17 protein-coding genes are annotated in these 19300 nt (G+C 44.8%); 15 read left to right on the top strand and 2 right to left on the bottom strand.

Annotated elements, in window-relative coordinates; genetic code table 11:
• Nucleotides 1–37: 37 nt before the first annotated feature.
• Nucleotides 38–703 (bottom strand): PAQR family membrane homeostasis protein TrhA, encoded by a 666-nt coding sequence (gene trhA / locus FC62_RS01180; protein ID WP_054745110.1) that lies wholly within the window; start codon nucleotides 701–703, stop codon nucleotides 38–40.
• 169 nt (nucleotides 704–872) lie between these two features.
• On the opposite strand from trhA, the gene FC62_RS01175 reads away from it, so the two are divergent.
• The 13 genes from FC62_RS01175 to FC62_RS01115 all read left to right on the top strand — a co-directional run bounded on the left by FC62_RS01175 (nucleotide 873) and on the right by FC62_RS01115 (nucleotide 13954).
• Entirely contained in the window at nucleotides 873–1718 is an 846-nt protein-coding gene (locus tag FC62_RS01175) for a DegV family protein (RefSeq protein WP_056946112.1), read from the top strand.
• Between the two features lie 14 nt (nucleotides 1719–1732).
• A complete protein-coding gene (locus FC62_RS01170; protein ID WP_054745310.1) occupies nucleotides 1733–1954 on the top strand; it encodes a YozE family protein in 222 nt (73 codons plus the stop codon).
• Nucleotides 1955–1989: 35 nt separating this feature from the next.
• On the top strand, nucleotides 1990–3426 hold the full coding sequence (locus FC62_RS01165; RefSeq protein WP_056946114.1) for a S41 family peptidase: 1437 nt from the start codon (nucleotides 1990–1992) through the stop codon (nucleotides 3424–3426).
• 21 nt (nucleotides 3427–3447) lie between these two features.
• Nucleotides 3448–3870, top strand: coding sequence for an arsenate reductase (thioredoxin) (gene arsC, locus FC62_RS01160; RefSeq protein ID WP_056946115.1), 423 nt, complete (start codon nucleotides 3448–3450; stop codon nucleotides 3868–3870).
• A gap of 117 nt (nucleotides 3871–3987) precedes the next feature.
• Complete coding sequence (gene ylqF / locus FC62_RS01155) at nucleotides 3988–4836, top strand: ribosome biogenesis GTPase YlqF (protein ID WP_054745104.1); 849 nt, start codon at nucleotides 3988–3990, stop codon at nucleotides 4834–4836.
• Complete coding sequence (locus tag FC62_RS01150; RefSeq protein ID WP_082611550.1) at nucleotides 4829–5644, top strand: ribonuclease HII; 816 nt, start codon at nucleotides 4829–4831, stop codon at nucleotides 5642–5644. Before ylqF ends, FC62_RS01150 begins: the two co-directional genes overlap by 8 nt.
• A gap of 58 nt (nucleotides 5645–5702) precedes the next feature.
• Nucleotides 5703–6548: a DNA-processing protein DprA gene (dprA, locus tag FC62_RS01145; protein WP_056946116.1), complete on the top strand. Its 846-nt coding sequence runs from the start codon at nucleotides 5703–5705 to the stop codon at nucleotides 6546–6548.
• Nucleotides 6549–6658: 110 nt separating this feature from the next.
• A complete protein-coding gene (gene topA / locus FC62_RS01140; RefSeq protein ID WP_056946117.1) occupies nucleotides 6659–8734 on the top strand; it encodes a type I DNA topoisomerase in 2076 nt (691 codons plus the stop codon).
• 106 nt (nucleotides 8735–8840) lie between these two features.
• Nucleotides 8841–10172: a methylenetetrahydrofolate--tRNA-(uracil(54)-C(5))-methyltransferase (FADH(2)-oxidizing) TrmFO gene (trmFO, locus tag FC62_RS01135; protein ID WP_056946118.1), complete on the top strand. Its 1332-nt coding sequence runs from the start codon at nucleotides 8841–8843 to the stop codon at nucleotides 10170–10172.
• Nucleotides 10169–11101, top strand: coding sequence for a tyrosine recombinase XerC (gene xerC / locus FC62_RS01130; protein ID WP_054745102.1), 933 nt, complete (start codon nucleotides 10169–10171; stop codon nucleotides 11099–11101). Before trmFO ends, xerC begins: the two co-directional genes overlap by 4 nt.
• Before the next feature lie 3 nt (nucleotides 11102–11104).
• A complete protein-coding gene (gene hslV / locus FC62_RS01125; protein WP_054745100.1) occupies nucleotides 11105–11638 on the top strand; it encodes an ATP-dependent protease subunit HslV in 534 nt (177 codons plus the stop codon).
• Between the two features lies 1 nt (nucleotide 11639).
• Complete coding sequence (hslU, locus tag FC62_RS01120) at nucleotides 11640–13031, top strand: ATP-dependent protease ATPase subunit HslU (protein WP_056946119.1); 1392 nt, start codon at nucleotides 11640–11642, stop codon at nucleotides 13029–13031.
• 32 nt (nucleotides 13032–13063) lie between these two features.
• Nucleotides 13064–13954, top strand: coding sequence for an aldose 1-epimerase family protein (locus tag FC62_RS01115; RefSeq protein WP_056946120.1), 891 nt, complete (start codon nucleotides 13064–13066; stop codon nucleotides 13952–13954).
• 8 nt (nucleotides 13955–13962) lie between these two features.
• On the opposite strand, the gene plsY is transcribed toward FC62_RS01115, so the two are convergent.
• Nucleotides 13963–14592 carry a glycerol-3-phosphate 1-O-acyltransferase PlsY gene (plsY, locus tag FC62_RS01110; protein WP_371857338.1) on the bottom strand — a complete coding sequence of 210 codons (630 nt, stop codon included), beginning with the start codon at nucleotides 14590–14592 and terminating at the stop codon, nucleotides 13963–13965.
• A gap of 89 nt (nucleotides 14593–14681) precedes the next feature.
• Here plsY and parE point away from each other — a divergent pair, with 89 nt between their 5' ends.
• Both parE and parC read left to right on the top strand, forming a co-directional pair.
• Entirely contained in the window at nucleotides 14682–16631 is a 1950-nt protein-coding gene (gene parE, locus FC62_RS01105) for a DNA topoisomerase IV subunit B (RefSeq protein ID WP_056946121.1), read from the top strand.
• Nucleotides 16632–16648: 17 nt separating this feature from the next.
• Nucleotides 16649–19123, top strand: coding sequence for a DNA topoisomerase IV subunit A (gene parC, locus FC62_RS01100; RefSeq protein ID WP_056946122.1), 2475 nt, complete (start codon nucleotides 16649–16651; stop codon nucleotides 19121–19123).
• Nucleotides 19124–19300: the final 177 nt, after the last annotated feature.

Here is a 19300-nt window from a genome sequence, read left to right as displayed (position 1 = left end):
GGGCAGAAAATTTTCCGCCCTTTTTGCCTGAAATCGTTTATAGATAGAAGAGAATTGAAAAGTACATTAAGATTGAACCCAACATGACGAAAATGTGCCAAATTACATGGATAAATGGTACGTTTCTCATACTGTAGAGTAATGCCCCGAATGTATATGCAACGCCACCACTGACGAGCAACATGAAACCCGTCGGTCCAAGTGTCGCCACAAGGGGCTTTGAGGCTAGTATGACTAGCCACCCCATAATGATATAGAGAATAGTCTCGAATTTGCCGTACTTCCCGACTAGGAAAATTTTGTAGAGAATTCCGAGCACTGCAAGCACCCAAATTAGCACAAACATGATCCAGCCAAACCGCCCGCCAACACCGACCAACGTGTACGGTGTGTATGAACCAGCGATTAGGATAAAGATTGAGCTGTGATCAAATATCTGAAATACATGACGTGCTCGTGTAAAGACTAAGCTATGGTAAAGAGTCGAAAAGAGGTACAGCAGAATTAGGGAACTACCGTAGATAATGAACGAGACCAGCTTGAGTGTATCATGCTCCGGGATCGTTTTGATAATTAGCATTACTAGTCCCGCTACCGAGAGGAAGAAGCCGATACCATGAGTCACCGCCCCAAATGTTTCATTCACAATGTTGTAGGCCTTTGATCTGGGCTCTGGCACTTTAAAAAGTTCGCTAATTCGCATAAATATTCATCCTCATTCTGTAAATTTAACATTTAATTTATGATATGGCTTTCCACATTTGATATACTGATATGTAGTAACTAGTGTCTGCTCGACTCATCAGATACGTGGAGGCTACTAAGTAATGTTAACACATTTACAAATACTTATTTGAAATGGAAGTAAAAAATTGACGAAAATTAAATTAGTAACCGACTCTTCAGTCCAACTAACACCAGCAGAGATTGAACAATACCAGATTACAATTGTACCATTGACCATTAACATTGACGGGCAGAACTACGTCGATGAGGTGGATATCTCACGAAAGGAATTCGTGCAGAAGATGGAACTAGCTAAGGACTTGCCATCAACGTCTCAACCGGCCATCGGCAAGTTCGTCGAGGTCTTTCAGGAATTAATTGCAGATGGTAGTCAGGTACTCGCGATTATGATGGCGGAATCACTCAGCGGGACGGTAAATGCCGCAAGGCAGGCGGTGCAGATTCTAGAAACAGATGCCATTACAGTGGTTGACTGCGAGTATACGGACCGTGCCCAAGGGCAGCAGCTCATCGCGGCAGCGAAGGATATCGCGGCAGGGCACTCAATGGATGAAGTTGTTGCCCATGTCAAGCAAATTCAGGAAAACACCTACCTTAAGTTGGTTGTGGTTAACCTCGACAACATCATCAAGGGCGGACGACTTGGTAAGACAACCGGTCGTATTGCTACGCTACTGAATATCAAAGCAATCCTAAAGATGCAGGGCGGTAAGCTTGAGATTGCACAGAAGGGTCGTGGGCAAAAGACGGTGAATAAATTCAAGCAAGAAGTCATTGATACGATTAAGAAATACAAGAACATCGTTGAGATTGGCTTGTCGCACGTCGACGCTGAAGCTGAAATGAACGAGTTTGCTGACCAAATTCATGCGGTTAATCCCACTGTGCCTATTTTGGTACGTGAGACTAGTTCGGTTGTGGCAACTCATGCTGGTCGCGGCGCATTTGCAGTGATTTTTTATACAGAATAGGGCTGATAAATTTGATGAGACAAAGTTTCTACCAGTACTTAATGACGCTCAGAAATCCTGACAGTCACACCATGATTGCAGAGTTTGCCAATAATGCGTTTAATGACCAATATTTTCCTAAACAGATGCAGGATTATGAAGAATTATCTAATTATTTGGAACTGAATGGTAGCTATTTACCTAACATGGATGTGTTCGATGAGGCATACAGGATGTACCTGGATAAAATGAATTAAAAACAGTAAATTTAAAGTGGAACTAGGATAGTTAGATGAAAAAAGCAAATGAGAACAAGAAGCGGGTTGTCTTTTCGCGAAAAAACACATTCTTAATCGCTCTTGCCAGCCTTCTGGTAGGAGCTTTTTTAACATTAGCAATTGTGCTGACAGTACTGAATGAACAGGCGGCAGAGAAGCCGGTCGGCTTGGCGAAAGTTGAGCAGGTTTATCAACAACTACAGCAACGCTACTACAAGAAAATTTCTGCCACAAAATTACAGCAAGGTGCTATTTCTGGTATGCTTGACGCTCTAGGAGATCCTTATTCGATTTCTTTGAATGACAGTCAGACAAAGCAGGTAAACCAAACAATCACCGGTACTAATTTTGGTGGCGTTGGCGTGACGGTGGTCTCTAAAAATAAACAGGTTGTAATCGACTCTATTATGCCAGAAACTCCTGCTGCAAAGAGCAATCTTAAAGCCGGTGACCTTATTTTGGCCGTTGATAAGACGACAATCAAGGATGGTGATATCAGTCAAGCCTCAAGTTTAATTCGTGGCAAGGTTGGTACCAAGGTAACGATTAAGGTGCAGCGTGACAAGGAATCGTTTAATGTGACGCTCACACGGGCGAAGATTACGCAAAGTAGCCTCACTACAAAGATGCTGGATGATCAACTAGCTTACATCGCCATCAGCCAGTTTGACACAAATACAGGTAAGGACTTGAGAAAGAACTTAAGCGCTTTTGAGAAGCAGGGTGTGCGGAAAGTAATTATCGATGTTCGGGGGAATCCTGGTGGTGTTATGGATGCGGCCTTAGAGAGCGCTGCACAGTTTGTGCAGAACAAGAAGATAATCATGCAATACCAGGGTAAGACTGGCAAACCGGAAATTATTAAGTCTAGTACAAAGATTCGGGGACGCAAGCGGATTACCACCATTAAACCAATTATTTTAATCGACGGTAATAGCGCGAGTGCGGCTGAGATTTTCGCCGCCGCACTAAAACAGTCGGCTGGGGCAAAGCTTGTCGGTCAGACATCATACGGTAAGGGAACCGTTCAGGAAGTTAACGGTACTGACCCGAACTTCGAGTATAAGTACACGGTAGCCAAGTGGCTCACACCTGACGGTACATGGATTAATCATAAGGGCTTGAAACCGGACATCGCAGTTGCGGTTCCTAGTTATATGAAGTTAACCGGCTTCACTAGTGGTGAAACGTTAAAAGCAAATACAATGGGTTTGGATGTTTCGGTATTGCAACAGTACCTCATGGCACTAGGATATCTGAATAATCATCTGACAGGTGTCTATGATACTGCTACTCTTACCGCTGTCAAAAAGTTTCAGACAGCTAATAATCTTCCAGTTAAGGGTGAGGTTGATGCAACCAATCAGAATAAGTTATATGAATTAATTGCACTCAAAGCACAAAACGATGACCAGACTCTCAGTACGGCGGTTGCTGAGGCGAAGAAATAAGAAACGGTGGGGGAAAGAGAAATGCCACAAGTATATTTTTTATGTACGGGAAATTCGTGTCGAAGCCAAATGGCGGAGGGTTTTGCCAAGAAGATTCTGGGATCGGATTGGCGTGTTGCAAGTGCGGGGGTTGAAGTACACGGTCTGAATCCACGTGCGGTCGAAGTGATGGCCGAAAGTGGTGTAGACATCTCCAAAAATGTTTCAACTCTGATTGATGGCGACTATCTCATGAGCAGTGATTTAGTGGTTACGCTTTGTGGTGACGCGCGTGATCGTTGTCCAGCGACACCGGCTAATATTGTGAAAGAACATTGGCCAGTGGCAGACCCAGCCCAAGCAACAGGAACGGAGTCGGAGATAATGGCGGCTTTTCGTAGCGCCAGGGACGAAATAGAGCAGCGACTATTAGATTTACAAGAACGTGTTGCGAAGAAACACTAACATTCTAAATTAAACGTAATAATGCTAAAATAGAACGTGCTAGTCACGTTCTTTTTTTGAGACGTGCTTTTAGAAAAAAGATATTTAGTCTAAAGAATATAGAGGAGGGGCCGCTAGATGGCAAATATTCAATGGTATCCAGGACACATGAACAAGGCCAAGAACCAAATTATTGATATTCTTGAACTGGTTGATGTCGTCATCGAGGTGGTTGATGCGCGTATTCCATTATCCTCACGTAACCCGTTAATTGAAAAGTTGGCCCAGAAAAAGCAGCATTTAATTGTCCTAAATAAAGCTGACTTGGCTGATCCAGTCGAGACGAAACGTTGGGTTACTTATTTCAGCAATTTAGGTCATGAATTTGTCATCGCACTGGATGCTAAGCATAACTCACAGATTGAGCAACTTGTGACGTTGATCAAGCAGGCTACTGCTGCTAAAACAAAGAAGATTATGGCAAAGGGTGCACTCAGTCCAACCATCAGGGCTGTTTGTGTCGGCATCCCGAACTGTGGTAAATCGACTATCTTGAACCGTTTAGTTGGGAAGAATGTCGCAGTCGTAGGCGATCGTCCCGGCGTGACCAAGAACCAGAATTGGCTGAAAGCAAAGGGCAACATTCAAGTACTCGACACGCCTGGAATTTTGTGGCCCAAGTTTGATGATCAGGAGGTAGGCTACAAGCTCGCCGCCTGTGGTGCGATTAAGGATAGTATCTTCCATGCGGATGACGTTGCAATTTATCTCTTGGATTTCTTAAAGACCAACTATACGCGCCAGTTACGAGAATTTACTAGAGTAACAGATTTAGACGCACAGAGTACGCCAGAATTGTTGTTGCAGTTAACCAAGCAGTTCGGTTATCGAGACGACTATGACCGTTTCGCATTAATACTGTTACAACGATTCAGAAAGCTGAAGCTCGGCCGAATATCATTAGATTGGGTGGCGCATAATGACTAGGCAGGATCGACCACTAACAGAAACTAAACAGCCGAGTCTTTTGGCACTAAAAGATATTCTATTTACTAATTCGCTCCCACCTAGCGCAGAGTTTTTAGCAGCGCTCGCAAAAGACACGCGCAGTGGGGCACAGAAATTACGTCAAAGATACGAGAAAGGACTTTTACAGGAAGCAAAAAGAAGTGCAGCCTTCGAGGCAAGATTTGCTCTTGAACGTGAATATTGGACCACACACAAGTATATTGCAGGTGTTGACGAAGTAGGACGTGGCCCGTTAGCGGGTCCTGTTGTGTCAGCCGCAGTGATCTTGCCAAAAGACTTCAGTGTGTTAGATGTTAACGACTCGAAGCAGCTCACTAAACATAAGCGTGACGAATTATTTCTGAAAATTATTGAACAGGCAGTCGCAGTAGGCATTGGCATAGAGAGCGCGCAAGTAATTGACCAAGTGAATATTTATGAAGCAACCAGACTGGCGATGGCGGCGGCTGTCTCACAGCTAGATATTCAACCGACATTACTGCTAGTAGATGCGATGCAGGTACCCGTGGAGATTGAACAGGTACGGCTGGTTAAAGGTGATGCCAAAAGCAACTCGATTGCGGCGGCAAGCATCGTGGCCAAGGTGCTGCGTGACCGTTTGATGGACTCTTACGATGCTGTTTTCCCTGGCTACGGTTTCTCTAGTAATGCAGGCTATGGCACAAATGAGCATCTTTTGGGGCTAGAGCGCTTGGGTGCTTGTTTCATTCACCGCCGGTCTTTTGCGCCTGTCTCACAGTATCTTGTTGCTCAGGATAAAAATTAAAAACTAAATAAATGTTTATCTCCTTTTTTTGCGTATATATAGCAAAGGAGATTTTTTTATGAACAAAACAGAATTCTTACTATTAACGAAGATGAGTCAAAAATACAAGTACCGTGAAATGCTCGAACTAACCAGCAAACTGTCAGAGGTAGACGATGTCAATCTGACGACACTTAAAGCGGTTGTGCCGGATCTGGAACTACTGTATCAGCTTCAGCAAATTATATTTGACTTAGAACTGCGCAGGAATGTTCAGCGGATTAAGAAGATTTGCGGTGTAATATCATTTTTCGATGCTGCCTACCCGGAGAAACTCCGGGAAATCTACCGCCCACCGCTATTGTTGTTTTATCAGGGCGATATTCGGTTACTAAATGGACATGGTGTAGCGATTGTGGGCGCCAGAAAGAATTCTGCCTATAGCCGTCAAATTCTACAGGAGTTAGTGCCTGCGCTGGTGGCGAAACAGAAAATAATTATTTCGGGTCTTGCAGAGGGTGTTGACTGCCTGGCCCATGAGTACGCGTTGGCTGCTGGTGGGGCAACGATTGGTATTATTGGCAGTGGGGTGAATCACTTCTATCCTGAACGGAATCACGCATTGCAAAAGCAGGTGGCGAAAAAAGGATTATTGTTGAGCGAGTACCTGCCAGACACGCCACCCGCCCGTTTTAGATTTCCCGAGCGCAACAGATTAATCGCTGGGGTTGCTGAGGACGTAGTTGTGACCGAGGCAAGACAAAGAAGTGGCTCCCTAATCACTGCCAATGTTGCGCTACAAGAAAATCGCAATGTTTTCGCTATTCCAGGCCCAATCACGAGCCCGCTTTCAGCGGGAACAAATGAACTAATTGCCGCGGGTGCGACACCAATCATTGATTTTTCATTAGACAATTTCTCCTAATTATGGAATGATAGAGTCTGCTGACATATTGGATTTAATTTATTGACAGAAATTTTTTTATATTTTAGACTTAGTCTAATTTTTGTCAGTAAACAGGAAGGGGCTTTTTAATGCCTAAGAAGAATCTCGTGATTGTAGAATCACCTGCTAAAGCCAAAACTATTGAAAAATATCTGGGGCGCAATTATCATGTTGTGGCTAGCCTCGGACATATTCGTGATTTGCCAAAGTCGCAGATGGGAATCGATTTCGAACATAATTATGAACCAAAGTACATATCCATTCGTGGTAAGGGCGAAACCATCAAGAATCTTAAAAAAGAGGCGGCAAAGGTTGATAACGTTTATCTCGCGGCCGATCCGGACCGTGAGGGTGAGGCCATCGCGTGGCATGTGTCGCATATTCTGGGATTACCCGATGGCTCAAAGAACCGCGTGGTTTTCAATGAAATAACAAAAGATGCCGTGAAAAATTCGTTTAAGACGCCACGTTCGATTGATATGGATCTAGTCGACGCACAGCAGGCTCGTCGTGTCTTAGACCGGATCGTTGGATACTCTATCTCACCTATTCTGTGGGCGAAAGTGAAGAAGGGTCTGAGTGCTGGTCGTGTTCAATCTATCGCACTCAATCTGGTTATCACGCGTGAAAAGGAAATAAAGGCGTTCAATCCTGAAGAGTACTGGACGATTGACGCAGAGTTTGCTAAAGGTAGAACCAAATTTGTCAGCTCCTTTTATGGTGTGAATGGCAAGAAAAAAGAGTTAAAAAACAACGATGAAGTAAAAGAGTTACTGGGTCAAATAGATAAGAATAAACCATTTGACATTACTGCGGTCGTCAAAAAGGAACGGCGGCGCCAGCCAGCTGCTCCCTTTACCACCAGCTCACTCCAACAAGAAGCTAATAAACGGTTGAACTACAAGACTAGAAAGACCATGATGATTGCGCAACAGCTTTACGAGGGAATTAACCTCGGTAAAGAGGGCACGGTCGGTTTGATTACGTACATGAGAACGGACTCTAAGCGGATCTCAAGCGTTGCTAAGCACGATGCTGCTAAGTTTATTCATGAGGAATACGGGGAACAGTTCGCAGCCCATAAGCCACAAACGGTAAAGAACCAAGAAGGAGCCCAAGATGCCCATGAGGCAATCCGGCCATCAAGTGTTTTTCGGACGCCAGAGAGCTTGAAAGACATCCTCTCGCGGGATCAAATGCGACTATACCAGCTGATTTGGTCTCGCTTCGTTGCCAGTCAGATGACCGCAGCGGTTTATGATACCGTACGGGCGGATATCGAGCAAAATGGTGTTACTTTTAGGACCAACGGCTCCAAGATTAAATTTGCGGGTTTCACGAAAGTATATGATCTGAGTGATGCGAAAACAAGTAAGAAGGACGAATTACCAGAGCTTTTGGAGGGTGAGCAGGTCAAACTTTCTAAGACCGATCCTGCACAGCACTTCACGCAGCCGCCAGCTCGTTACACAGAAGCAAGCTTAGTCAAAGCGCTTGAGGAGAATGGCGTCGGTCGGCCATCAACTTACGCACCGACGATAGATACGATTCAAAAACGATATTACGTGAAGCTCGAAGGGAAGTCGTTTGTGCCGACTGACTTGGGTGAAATTGTCGATGCGTTGATTGAAGAGTTCTTCCCAGATATTGTAAATATTGACTTCACAGCGCAACTTGAAAATGATCTAGACTCCGTCGAAGAAGGTCAGAAGAATTGGGTGACTGTGGTCGACGAGTACTACAAGCCATTTGAGAAAGAGCTGACTAAGGCAGACTCTGAAATCGAGAAAGTTCAGATAAAGGATGAACCAGCCGGCTTCAATTGTGATATCTGTGGTGCACCGATGGTCATTAAACTAGGCCGTTTCGGTAAGTTTTATGCTTGTTCACGTTTCCCAGATTGTCGTAACACCAAGCCGATAGTCAAGGAAATTGGCGTGACATGTTCGAAATGTCATATTGGCCAAGTGGTTGAGAAGAAATCTAAGCGTAACAGATTATTTTATGGTTGTTCTCGCTATCCAGAATGTGATTTCGTTTCATGGGACCGGCCAATTGGCCGAGACTGTCCTAAGGATGGCCATTTCTTGGTTGAGAAGAAGGTTAAGGGCGGTCGCCGGGTTGTGTGTCCGAACGGTGATTACGAAGAAGAGATTCAAAAATAATATTTGTTAAATTTTAATATCATTGGTGCGAAACCGGTTACTTAATTCGCTACTAAATGATATTATTTTTTTATGCAATTAAATATTGAAAATATGAGGATAGCAGATGAAACCAGTAATCAATGTGATTGGCGGAGGACTAGCCGGAGCCGAGGCAGCATGGCAAATTGCACAACACCCAGATGTGACAGTAAAGTTATATGAGATGCGCCCGAAGAAGATGACGCCCGCGCACCAATCGCAGAATTTTGCTGAGTTAGTTTGTACCAACTCAATGCGGTCAAATGAATTGACGAACGCTGTTGGACTTTTGAAAGAAGAGATGCGTCAGTTCAACTCGCTTATCATGGCGGCAGCAGATGCCAATCGCGTCCCAGCCGGTGGGGCGTTAGCCGTTGATCGTGATCACTTTTCGGCATTCGTAACCAATAAGCTATTGAGTATGCCAAACATCGAGGTTATCCAGGATGAGGTAACAGAACTGCCCCGCGCTGGTGTAACGGTTGTGGCAACGGGTCCGTTGACCAGTCCCGCGCTGGCTGAGCAAATCAAGCAGCTAAACGGGCAGGATAGCCTCCATTTCTTTGACGCGGCCGCACCGATTGTTTCCTCAGACTCCATCGATATGACGAAAGTCTACAAAAAGTCCCGCTACGATCGTGGCGAGGCAGCTTACTTGAATTGCCCGCTGACTAAGGGCGAGTTTGAGCTCTTTTATAATGAATTGGTCAAGGCGGAGACTGCTGAACTGCACGGATTTGAGGATGAAGGGGTCTTTGAGGGTTGCATGCCAATCGAGGTGATGGCAGCCCGTGGATTTAAGACAATGCTCTTTGGTCCGTTGAAACCTGTTGGACTGGAGAACCCAGCGACAGGTGAGGAACCGTTTGCGGTGATCCAGTTACGTCAGGATGATGCGCAGGCGACGATGTATAACATCGTTGGTTTCCAGACCCATCTGAAATGGCCCGAGCAAAAGCGGGTGTTTAGGTTAATTCCGGGACTGGAGCAGGCCGAATTTATTCGTTACGGTGTGATGCACAGAAATACCTACCTCAACTCACCACTTTTATTAAAGCAAAATTACGAATCGAAGATGCAATCCGGCTTATTTTTTGCTGGACAGATGACGGGAGTTGAGGGATACGTAGAAAGTGCTGGAAGCGGACTAGTGGCCGGGTTAAATGCCTATCAAGCAGCAATGGGGCTCGCACCCATCATCTTCCCGGAAACGACAGAGCTTGGTGGGATGGCCCACTACATCACCCACGCAAATGCAAAACATTTCCAACCGATGAATGCTAACTTCGCACTCGTGCCAACGTTATCTACGCGGATTCGCCAAAAGAAAGAACGCAATCTAGCGCTCTCTCAGAAAGCATTAGCTGATTTAGCAAATTTTCAACAAGAAATTTCTAGACAAGAGGTAATTAATTGATCGAAGATTCTGAAGACCAAATACAGCAATTTCTACACTATTTGACAAATGAACGGCGTTACTCAGTAAATACGGTTTTAGCATACAAGAAGGATTTGGCCAGTTTCGTGCAATTCTTGACAGAAAATGGGGGCTTTACCGGTTTCTCAAACGTTTCTAATCGAGATGTTGAATTATTTATGGCATTCTTAGATGATAAGGGCAATAAACGTGATAGCATTGCGCGAAGGATATCAGCGTTACGCTCCTTTTACCACTTCTTAATTAAGCGTGAAATACTACGTAAAAACCCAACTGAGTCGGTCTACTTGCGTACGAATGAGAAGAAGTTACCCCGTTTCTTCTATGAGCAAGAGATGGTGGCTTTATTTGCTGCAACTACGGGAGAGGCACCTCTAGACAGACGAAATGCCGCGTTACTGGAATTATTTTATGCAACAGGAATGCGTGTGAGTGAGGTAGCAGACTTGACCATTGCTCAGCTCGATTTGACGCTAAAGATTATCTTGGTCCATGGTAAGGGTAATAAAGATCGCTACGTGCCATTTGGTGAACACGCCAAAAAGGCTTTGACCGACTATCTCGATAATGTGCGCCCCGAGCTTCTAGCTAAATCTGGTCAAACTAACGACTATGTCTTCTTGAACAATCGTGGTGGTAAGATTACTAGTAGGGGGATTACGTATGTGTTGGACAGAATAATTGAGAAGTCCGCACTATCAGCGAAGATTCACCCGCATATGTTGCGGCATACTTTCGCCACCCAAATGTTAAATAACGGAGCAGATTTAAGAACTGTTCAAGAATTGCTGGGACATAGTTCATTATCGACCACACAGGCGTATACTCATGTCACGATGGAACATTTACAACATGATTACCAAAAGTATTTTCCACGTAACAGCAACGAATTAAAGAAAGAGGATTAATTAATGACAACAATTAGTGCAGTGAAATTTAACGGTGTAACCGCAATTGCCGGTGACGGTCAGGTCACAATGGGCGAAAAAGTGATTAGTAAGCAAACTGCCAGAAAGATTCGCCGGATTTATAACGATCAGGTCGTGATTGGCTTTGCCGGCGGTGTGGCCGACGCCGTCACCCTTCAGGAAAGGTTGGAGAACAAACTAGAGGCTTATTCTGGCAATCTGAAACGTGCTGCTGTTGAACTTGCTCGGGATTGGCGTAAAGATCCCACCTTGCAGAAGCTGGAGGCTCTCTTGATTGCTTTTAATGCGGAAGATTTGCTACTCATATCAGGTGGTGGTGAGGTGCTAGAGCCCGATGAGAACGTTGTGGCGATTGGTTCTGGCGGTAACTTTGCACAAGCTGCTGCCGTAGCAATGATTAGACATGCAAGTGACATGAGTGCAACTGAGATTGCAGAGGAATCGGTCCGCATTGCTAGTGGTATCGACGTTTACACGAATGACGATATCAAAACCGATATGCTGAAGGAGAATTAGGATGGCAGTTCAAACACCAAAGGAAATTGTTGCAGTATTAGATGAATATATTATTGGTCAAAATGAGGCCAAGAAGGCTGTCAGTGTCGCTCTCTATAATCGGTACAGAAGAATGCAGCTTTCTAAAGAGTTACAACAGGAAATTACACCGAAGAATCTCCTGATGGCAGGACCAACGGGTGTTGGTAAAACCGAAATTGCGCGCAGACTAGCAAAGATTGTCGAAGCGCCCTTTGTCAAGGTTGAAGCGACAAAGTTTACAGAGGTTGGCTATGTTGGTCGGGATGTCGAATCCATGGTGCGTGACCTTGTTGATGTTGCGGTAGCCATGGAAGAGAAAGACCAAATGAGTCGGGTTCGTGCAAGTGCCACAGCGGAAGCGGACAAAAAACTGGTTAGATTACTCGTTCCTGGTATCAAAAAGGAAAAACGCCAGAATAACATGCAAGAGATGATGAGCTTGTTGATGAGTGGCCAAAATCCCGCTGAAGGTGAGCCTGAGGAAGAGGTTGACGACAATGTCTTGAACCAAAGACTTTCGGTAAAGGAGCAGCTGGATCGCGGCTTACTTGAAAATACGGATGTGACAATTGAGGTTGAAGAGGCTGGCAAAGTTAATCCGATGAACGATATGATGGGCCAGATGGGCATTGATATGAACTCGATGATGAGTGGTCTCATGCCGAAGAAGAAAATCAAGCGCACCCTACCAGTCTCAAAGGCACGTGAGTTATTGGTTCAAGAAGAGTCCAAGAAGTTGATTGATTACGATCAGATTTATCAAAACGCCATTGAACGCAGCATGCAGGATGGAATTATTTTCATCGATGAGATTGATAAGATTACAAGTGGTGAGAAGAAGCAATCTGGCGAGGTCTCGCGTGAAGGGGTGCAAAGAGATATCCTGCCAATCGTTGAGGGATCAACGGTTAGCACAAAGTATGGACCTGTGAAAACTGACCACATCCTCTTCATCGCTGCCGGGGCCTTTGCGGAGTTGAAGCCAAGTGATTTAATTCCGGAACTTCAAGGACGCTTCCCGATTCGTGTAGAATTAAATGCGTTGACTAAAGAGGACTTCGAACGAATTCTGAAGGACCCCACCAACTCTTTGATTAAGCAGTACATCGCCTTAATGAATGCCGACGGTATTAAATTGGTCTTCACGCAGGAAGCAATCTCTCGCATCGCCCAAATCGCCTTTGACGTCAACCAGGGGACGGAGAATATTGGTGCCAGACGCCTATCTACAATTCTGGAAAAGCTCTTGGAGGATGTCTTGTACGAAGGACCAGACATGCAGATGGGTGAAATTTCCATCACAGAAGACTATGTAAACGATAAATTACGTGATATTATCACAGATAAGGATCTCACTAGGTTTATCCTGTAATGAGCAATAGATTTATTTGATAGAGGAATATAATGGAATATACACTTGAAAACCAGTTTCTAAAAGCAATTATCAATACACACGGCGCTGAACTTTCAAGCGTAAAAGACCAAAATACCGGGACAGAGTACCTGTGGCAGGCAGATCCTACGGTCTGGGCACGACATGCACCAATTTTGTTTCCGATTGTGGGTCGACTGAATAACGATACTTATACGTATCAAGGAAAAAGTTACCACATGACCCAACACGGCTTTGCCCGTGACAGCGAGTTTCAGATTGAGCATTCAACAGATAATTCGGTTACACTGCTGCTATTTTCGAATGCTGCAACCCTTAAAATGTATCCGTTCAAATTCCAGTTAAGAGTCAGCTATCAGTTGGTTAATAACTTGCTTACGGTGAGTTTTAACGTCAAGAACATGACAGATGGTGAGATGATCTTCGGAATTGGCGGACATCCTGGTTTCAACTTGCAACTTGATGAAGACGTGCAGAAGAATAACTATTTCTTCAGTTTCGAGCCATCTAAGTCGCGTGTCCGAATTCCTTTGGTCGGACCATATATTGATATCGATAAACGGACACTCGCACCTACAGACACGTTGATCGAGGTATCCGACACATTATTCAAGGATGACGCATTAATTTATGCATTAAACTCACAGACAAAGATTTCGTTGCGTAATGACAAAAATGACTATCACATTAACGTGATGCTCGATCAGACGCCTTTCGTGGGTCTGTGGTCGCCGTACCCAACCACCAGCGATTTCGTCTGCATCGAACCCTGGTGGGGCATTGCCGATGAACTTGACAGCTCTGGTACATTTGAGGAGAAAGTTGGGATGAATAAGCTCACAGCTGGCCAAGAATTTAATTCCCAGTTTCGGGTAGCGTTTCATGACAAAAAAATTGACTAGGCGAACACCTAGTCTTTCTTTTTGTTCAAATAATGATGGTAAAGCCCGAATGGAACGACGCTCTCGGTTCCGTTCTTAATTCGGCGAATATTTGGTTGATGCCGCCAGATAATGAAAATCAGGACAATAGCCGCGACAGTTGTCAATATTGCATCGTGGTAGAAGAAGGAGATGCCGGTGACAATCACCATCGCCACCATGCTGGTCAGGCTCACCATGCTGGTCAATAAAAGGATGATGCCAAATACCGTGATAGCGATCAAAAAGAAGCTCCAGTTGTAGGCCAGCAGGACACCAGCACTGGTTGCTACCGCCTTGCCACCCTTCATGTTGAGGAAGATTGAGAATGAGTGGCCAAAAATACTAGCAAGGCCATATACTAAAACAAGATACTTCGGGCCAATGCCGAAAATTAGTGGAAGTGCCGCTCCAAGTGTTCCCTTTAAGATGTCGACGGTAAGGACAACCACCCCCGGCCAAAAGCCTAAGACACGAAATGTGTTGGTGGTGCCTGTGTTGCCACTACCAAAGTCACGTAAATCCTTCTGGAAGAATTTTTTACTGATTAAAACTCCGGTAGGAAATGAGCCAGCTAAATATGCTAAAATAATTAACATAATGTTTTTTACAATGTCCACATGATTACCTCTCTTTACTAGTGTATATTCTAGCAGAGATTCTCACTGGACAAAATTAAATTTTACTTGTAGGAATGTAGGGGATTAAATTGCCAACAAAGAAAAACGCATATGACGATTCGTCGATTCAAATACTGGAAGGTCTGGAAGCGGTAAGAAAAAGGCCCGGGATGTACATAGGCTCAACGGACGGTCGTGGACTGCACCACTTGGTCTATGAAATTGTTGATAATGCCGTCGATGAGGCCTTAGCCGGTTTTGGTAAAGAAATCAACATTACAATTGGACAGGATAATAGCATCACGGTACAGGATTTTGGACGGGGGATGCCGACCGGGATGCATAGTAGTGGTAAACCAACTATCGAAGTAATCCTGACCGTGCTCCATGCCGGTGGTAAGTTTAACGAGGGCAGTTATAAGACTTCAGGTGGCCTCCACGGTGTTGGTTCATCCGTCGTTAATGCCTTATCGTCTTGGATGACTGTCCGGGTTGTGCGTGATGGTGCTGTTTATGAGGAACGCTTCGAAGATGGCGGTCATCCTGTGGGTACTCTCAAAAAGACAGGCACCAGGCACGAAAAAAATGGCACCACCATTTCGTTTCTGCCGGATCCCACAATTTTCCAGACTACGGTCTTTAAGTTTGATGTGATTGAGGAGCGCATTCGAGAATCGTCCTTCTTGCTAAAGGGGGTCAAGTTTACGCTCACGGATGAACGTGGTGAGGGGAACTCCGAGGTCTTTTACTATGAAGACGGTATTCAGTCGTTTGTGACTTACTTAAATGAGGGTAAGGACGTAATTGGTGACGTCTTCTACTTTGAGGGTACCAAAGAGGCGATTGAGGTTGAGTTTGCCGGTCAGTATAACGATGGTTACTCGGAGAACCTCATTTCATTCGTAAACAATGTGCGAACAGGTGATGGCGGTACCCATGAGATGGGTGCACGTTCCGGATTTACTAAGGCCTTTAATGAATATGCTCGTAAGGTCGGGTTACTGAAAGATAAGGAGAAAAATCTGGAGGGCTCGGACTTTCGTGAAGGGCTGAGTGCGGTCATTGCTGTCCGAATTCCCGAGGAGCTGCTACAGTTTGAAGGACAAACCAAAGGAAAGCTCGGTACGCCGCAGGCCAGAAATACTGTTGAAGCGGTTGTCTATGAACAAATGTCTTATTTTCTGCTCGAGAATGGCGAACTAGCACAAGATCTTGTTAAGAAGGCCATTCGTGCCCGGGATGCACGTGAAGCCGCCAGAAAAGCGCGGGATGATACGCGTTCTGGTAAGAAAAGAAAGAAGACAGATACACTCTTATCCGGCAAGCTAACGCCTGCTCAATCGCGGGATGCGAAGAAGAACGAATTATTCTTGGTCGAAGGTGATTCTGCTGGTGGTTCTGCTAAGCAGGGACGTGAGAGAAAATTTCAGGCAATTTTACCGTTGCGTGGGAAGGTACTGAATACCCAGAAAGCAAAGCTCCCGGATATTTTTAAGAATGAGGAAATCAACACGATGATTTATACAATTGGTGCGGGTGTTGGTGCCGAATTCAAAATTTCCGATGCAAACTATGATAAAGTCATCATTATGACCGATGCTGATACCGACGGTGCGCACATTCAGATCCTGTTACTCACATTTTTCTACCGGTATATGCGCCCAATGATTGAGGCCGGAAAGGTTTATATTGCATTGCCGCCACTGTATAAGTTACAAAAGGGTACAGGTGCCAAGTCACAGGTTGTCTATGCCTGGACGGACGATGAGTTAGAAACAGCATCCAAAAAAATGGGTAAGGGCTACAGTCTTCAGCGATTCAAGGGTCTCGGTGAAATGAACGCCGACCAGTTATGGGAGACGACGATGGATCCAAGTAGTAGAACGCTAATCCGAGTCAAAATCGATGATGCGGCGCTCGCTGAGCGGCGTGTGACGACCCTAATGGGTGACAAGGTTGAGGCAAGGCGAGATTGGATTGAGAAAAACGTGAAGTTCACGCTTGAAGAAGATTCATCAATTTTAGAAACAAAGATTTAGAAGGATAGGTATGTTAGATGGTTGAACAAACAGACCGTATAAAAGAAATGTCCCTTGAAGATGTGATGGGCGAACGCTTTGGTCGTTACTCGAAGTACATCATTCAAGAACGTGCGCTCCCGGACATTCGGGACGGCTTGAAACCCGTTCAACGGCGAATTCTTTATGCAATGTACATCGATGGTAATACTTACGATAAGCCCTTTCGGAAGTCGGCGAAGTCTGTCGGTAACGTCATGGGTAATTTCCATCCTCACGGCGATAGCTCCATCTACGAAGCTATGGTTCGTCTTTCCCAGGATTGGAAGGTACGTGAGCCACTGATTCAGATGCACGGTAACAATGGGTCGCTAGATGGCGATCCACCCGCAGCAATGCGGTATACCGAAGCGCGTGTTAGCAAAATTTCGAATTTATTATTGTCGGATATCGACAAAGAAACTGTCGAGATGGTGCTTAACTTCGATGACACAGAGAATGAGCCCGTGGTACTACCAGCCCATTTTCCTAACCTATTAGTTAATGGTGCGACGGGTATTTCCGCCGGCTATGCCACGGAGATTCCACCGCATAATCTGAGTGAAGTAATCGATGCCACAGTCTACCTTCTAGAACACCCGGGCGCGACTTTAGATGATTTGATGCAGTATGTGAAGGGACCAGACTTTCCAACCGGTGCAATTATCCAAGGTGAGAAGGGAATTAGGGATGCATACGAGACAGGTCGGGGTAAGATTGTTGTGCGGTCAAAGACCTCAATTGTGGAACTCCGTGGTCACCGTGAGCAGATTGTCGTGACAGAAATTCCGTATGAAGTTAATAAAGCTCTTTTGGTCAAAAAAATAGATGAAATTCGGGCTCTGAAGAAGATTGATGGAATAAGTGAAGTGCGCGATGAGAGTGACAGAAACGGACTCTCGATTGTGATTGAACTGAAGAAAGGCGCTGATGCCTCAAGTATTCTGAACTACCTCTTTAAGAATACTGATCTCCAAATCAGTTACAACTTTAATATGGTGGCCATCAACCATATGACCCCAGAACAAGTTGGTCTGAAGACTATTCTTAGTGCGTACTTAGAACATAAAAAAGACGTTGTGTTAAAGCGAACTGCTTTTGACCTAAATAAGGCCCAGAAGCGGCAACATATCGTTGAGGGTCTGATTAAAGCACTCTCGATTCTTGATGAGGTCATCAGGACCATTCGGGCAAGTAGCGACAAGAAGAACGCGAAGGATAACTTGGTTACGGCCTACGATTTCACCGAGGCACAGGCCGAGGCCATCGTTTCATTGCAGCTTTATCGACTAACGAACACCGACGTTAACGCCCTTCGTGCAGAACACAAGGAGCTTGCAGATAAGATTTTGGGTCTGCAGCAAATTATTAATGATCAGGCAACGCTCAATCGCGTGATCACGGACGAACTTGTGGCGGTGAAAAAAGAGTATGGTAACCCTCGCCGCTCCGCTATTCAGAGGGAAGTATCACAGATTGAAATTGACACTTCTGCTCTGATTGCCAAAGAGGATGTTCGGGTACTTGTTAGTGCAAATGGTTACCTGAAGCGCAGTTCGCTGCGATCGTATAATTCGACGGACGCAGCCGACAATGGCTTGCGCGATGACGACCAAATTGTGTTCGACGATACAGTTTCCACGCTCGCAAGTCTTTACATATTCACCAATAAAGGCAATTTGATCTATCGCCCCGTCCATGAATTGTTGGATGTGAAGTGGAAGGATACGGGCTCACATCTCTCCCAAGAAGTTGGCCTTCTGTTAGATGAACAGATTATTCAAGTGTTTGTGATTCTTGATTTGGCTGCCAAGAAAAATTTCTTGTTGGCAACGGACGATGGTTATATTAAACAAGTCAGCCTGGCTGATTTACAGCCGAGTCGAACTTACCGCTCTAAGGCGGCAGTTGCTATGAAACTGAAAGGTGAGGGGAATAAGCTTGTCCATGTGTCTGAGGTGGAAGAGAGTGCAGCAAGCGAATTAGTCCTCTTCACCAAATTCTCGTACGCTGTGCGCTTCAAGCTGGCCGAAGTTCCCGTCATCGGTGCTCGTGCTGCGGGTGTTAAGTCTGTTAATCTGAAAGACGGTGACGCCGTGGTCGACTATCTCCTGCTTGATCCTGTTGATGCTAGCGACACGAAGGTAGCGATGATTACCACCAGGGGTGCATTTAAGCAATTTAAGTTGAGTGAGGTCAACTTAGTTTCCCGTGCAAAACGTGGTGTATTAACACTGCGTGAATTGAAGAATAAGCCACACAGAGTTGCGGGCGTTGTATCGTATGTCACGGACCAGGAGCTGCAGGTCACTACGGAGCAAAATCAGGTGACGAAATTTAAAACAACAGAATTTCCAATCGGCGATCGTTATTCTAATGGTTCATTTATTATCGATGCAGAAAAGGATGGCGTACCGGTTAAAATAACTAAATTAGGCCAGATTGAGGAAGAAAATATCACAAATCTATTTTAAAAATTAAGTTTTATAATTTTTATTAAAGAAGTTCTAGTTTTAGGGACATAATATTTTATGATACGTAAGTAATGCGTTATCATAGATATTGTTAATCAATCAAATCAAACACACCAAGAAACTAACATTTTTGAACATTGGTGCTTTTGAAATGTCATTATCAAACAAAACAGATAA

The organism is Amylolactobacillus amylotrophicus DSM 20534, from assembly GCF_001434555.1.
In the GTDB taxonomy this organism is placed as follows: Bacteria; Bacillota; Bacilli; order Lactobacillales; family Lactobacillaceae; genus Amylolactobacillus; species Amylolactobacillus amylophilus.
The sequence above is the reverse complement of the archived record's forward strand: the minus strand, read 5'-3'. Positions and strand labels throughout refer to the sequence as shown.

What these genes read in the sequence shown, in the direction of transcription:
- arsC (WP_056946115.1), top strand. Translation starts at nt 3,448, where the DNA reads ATGCCACAAGTATATTTTTTATGTACGGGAAATTCGTGTCGAAGCCAA.
- trhA (WP_054745110.1), bottom strand. Translation starts at nt 703, where the DNA reads ATGCGAATTAGCGAACTTTTTAAAGTGCCAGAGCCCAGATCAAAGGCC.
- FC62_RS01150 (WP_082611550.1), top strand. Translation starts at nt 4,829, where the DNA reads ATGACTAGGCAGGATCGACCACTAACAGAAACTAAACAGCCGAGTCTT.
- trmFO (WP_056946118.1), top strand. Translation starts at nt 8,841, where the DNA reads ATGAAACCAGTAATCAATGTGATTGGCGGAGGACTAGCCGGAGCCGAG.
- parC (WP_056946122.1), top strand. Translation starts at nt 16,649, where the DNA reads ATGGTTGAACAAACAGACCGTATAAAAGAAATGTCCCTTGAAGATGTG.
- FC62_RS01165 (WP_056946114.1), top strand. Translation starts at nt 1,990, where the DNA reads ATGAAAAAAGCAAATGAGAACAAGAAGCGGGTTGTCTTTTCGCGAAAA.
- FC62_RS01115 (WP_056946120.1), top strand. Translation starts at nt 13,064, where the DNA reads ATGGAATATACACTTGAAAACCAGTTTCTAAAAGCAATTATCAATACA.
- hslV (WP_054745100.1), top strand. Translation starts at nt 11,105, where the DNA reads ATGACAACAATTAGTGCAGTGAAATTTAACGGTGTAACCGCAATTGCC.
- hslU (WP_056946119.1), top strand. Translation starts at nt 11,640, where the DNA reads ATGGCAGTTCAAACACCAAAGGAAATTGTTGCAGTATTAGATGAATAT.
- ylqF (WP_054745104.1), top strand. Translation starts at nt 3,988, where the DNA reads ATGGCAAATATTCAATGGTATCCAGGACACATGAACAAGGCCAAGAAC.
- topA (WP_056946117.1), top strand. Translation starts at nt 6,659, where the DNA reads ATGCCTAAGAAGAATCTCGTGATTGTAGAATCACCTGCTAAAGCCAAA.
- FC62_RS01170 (WP_054745310.1), top strand. Translation starts at nt 1,733, where the DNA reads ATGAGACAAAGTTTCTACCAGTACTTAATGACGCTCAGAAATCCTGAC.
- dprA (WP_056946116.1), top strand. Translation starts at nt 5,703, where the DNA reads ATGAACAAAACAGAATTCTTACTATTAACGAAGATGAGTCAAAAATAC.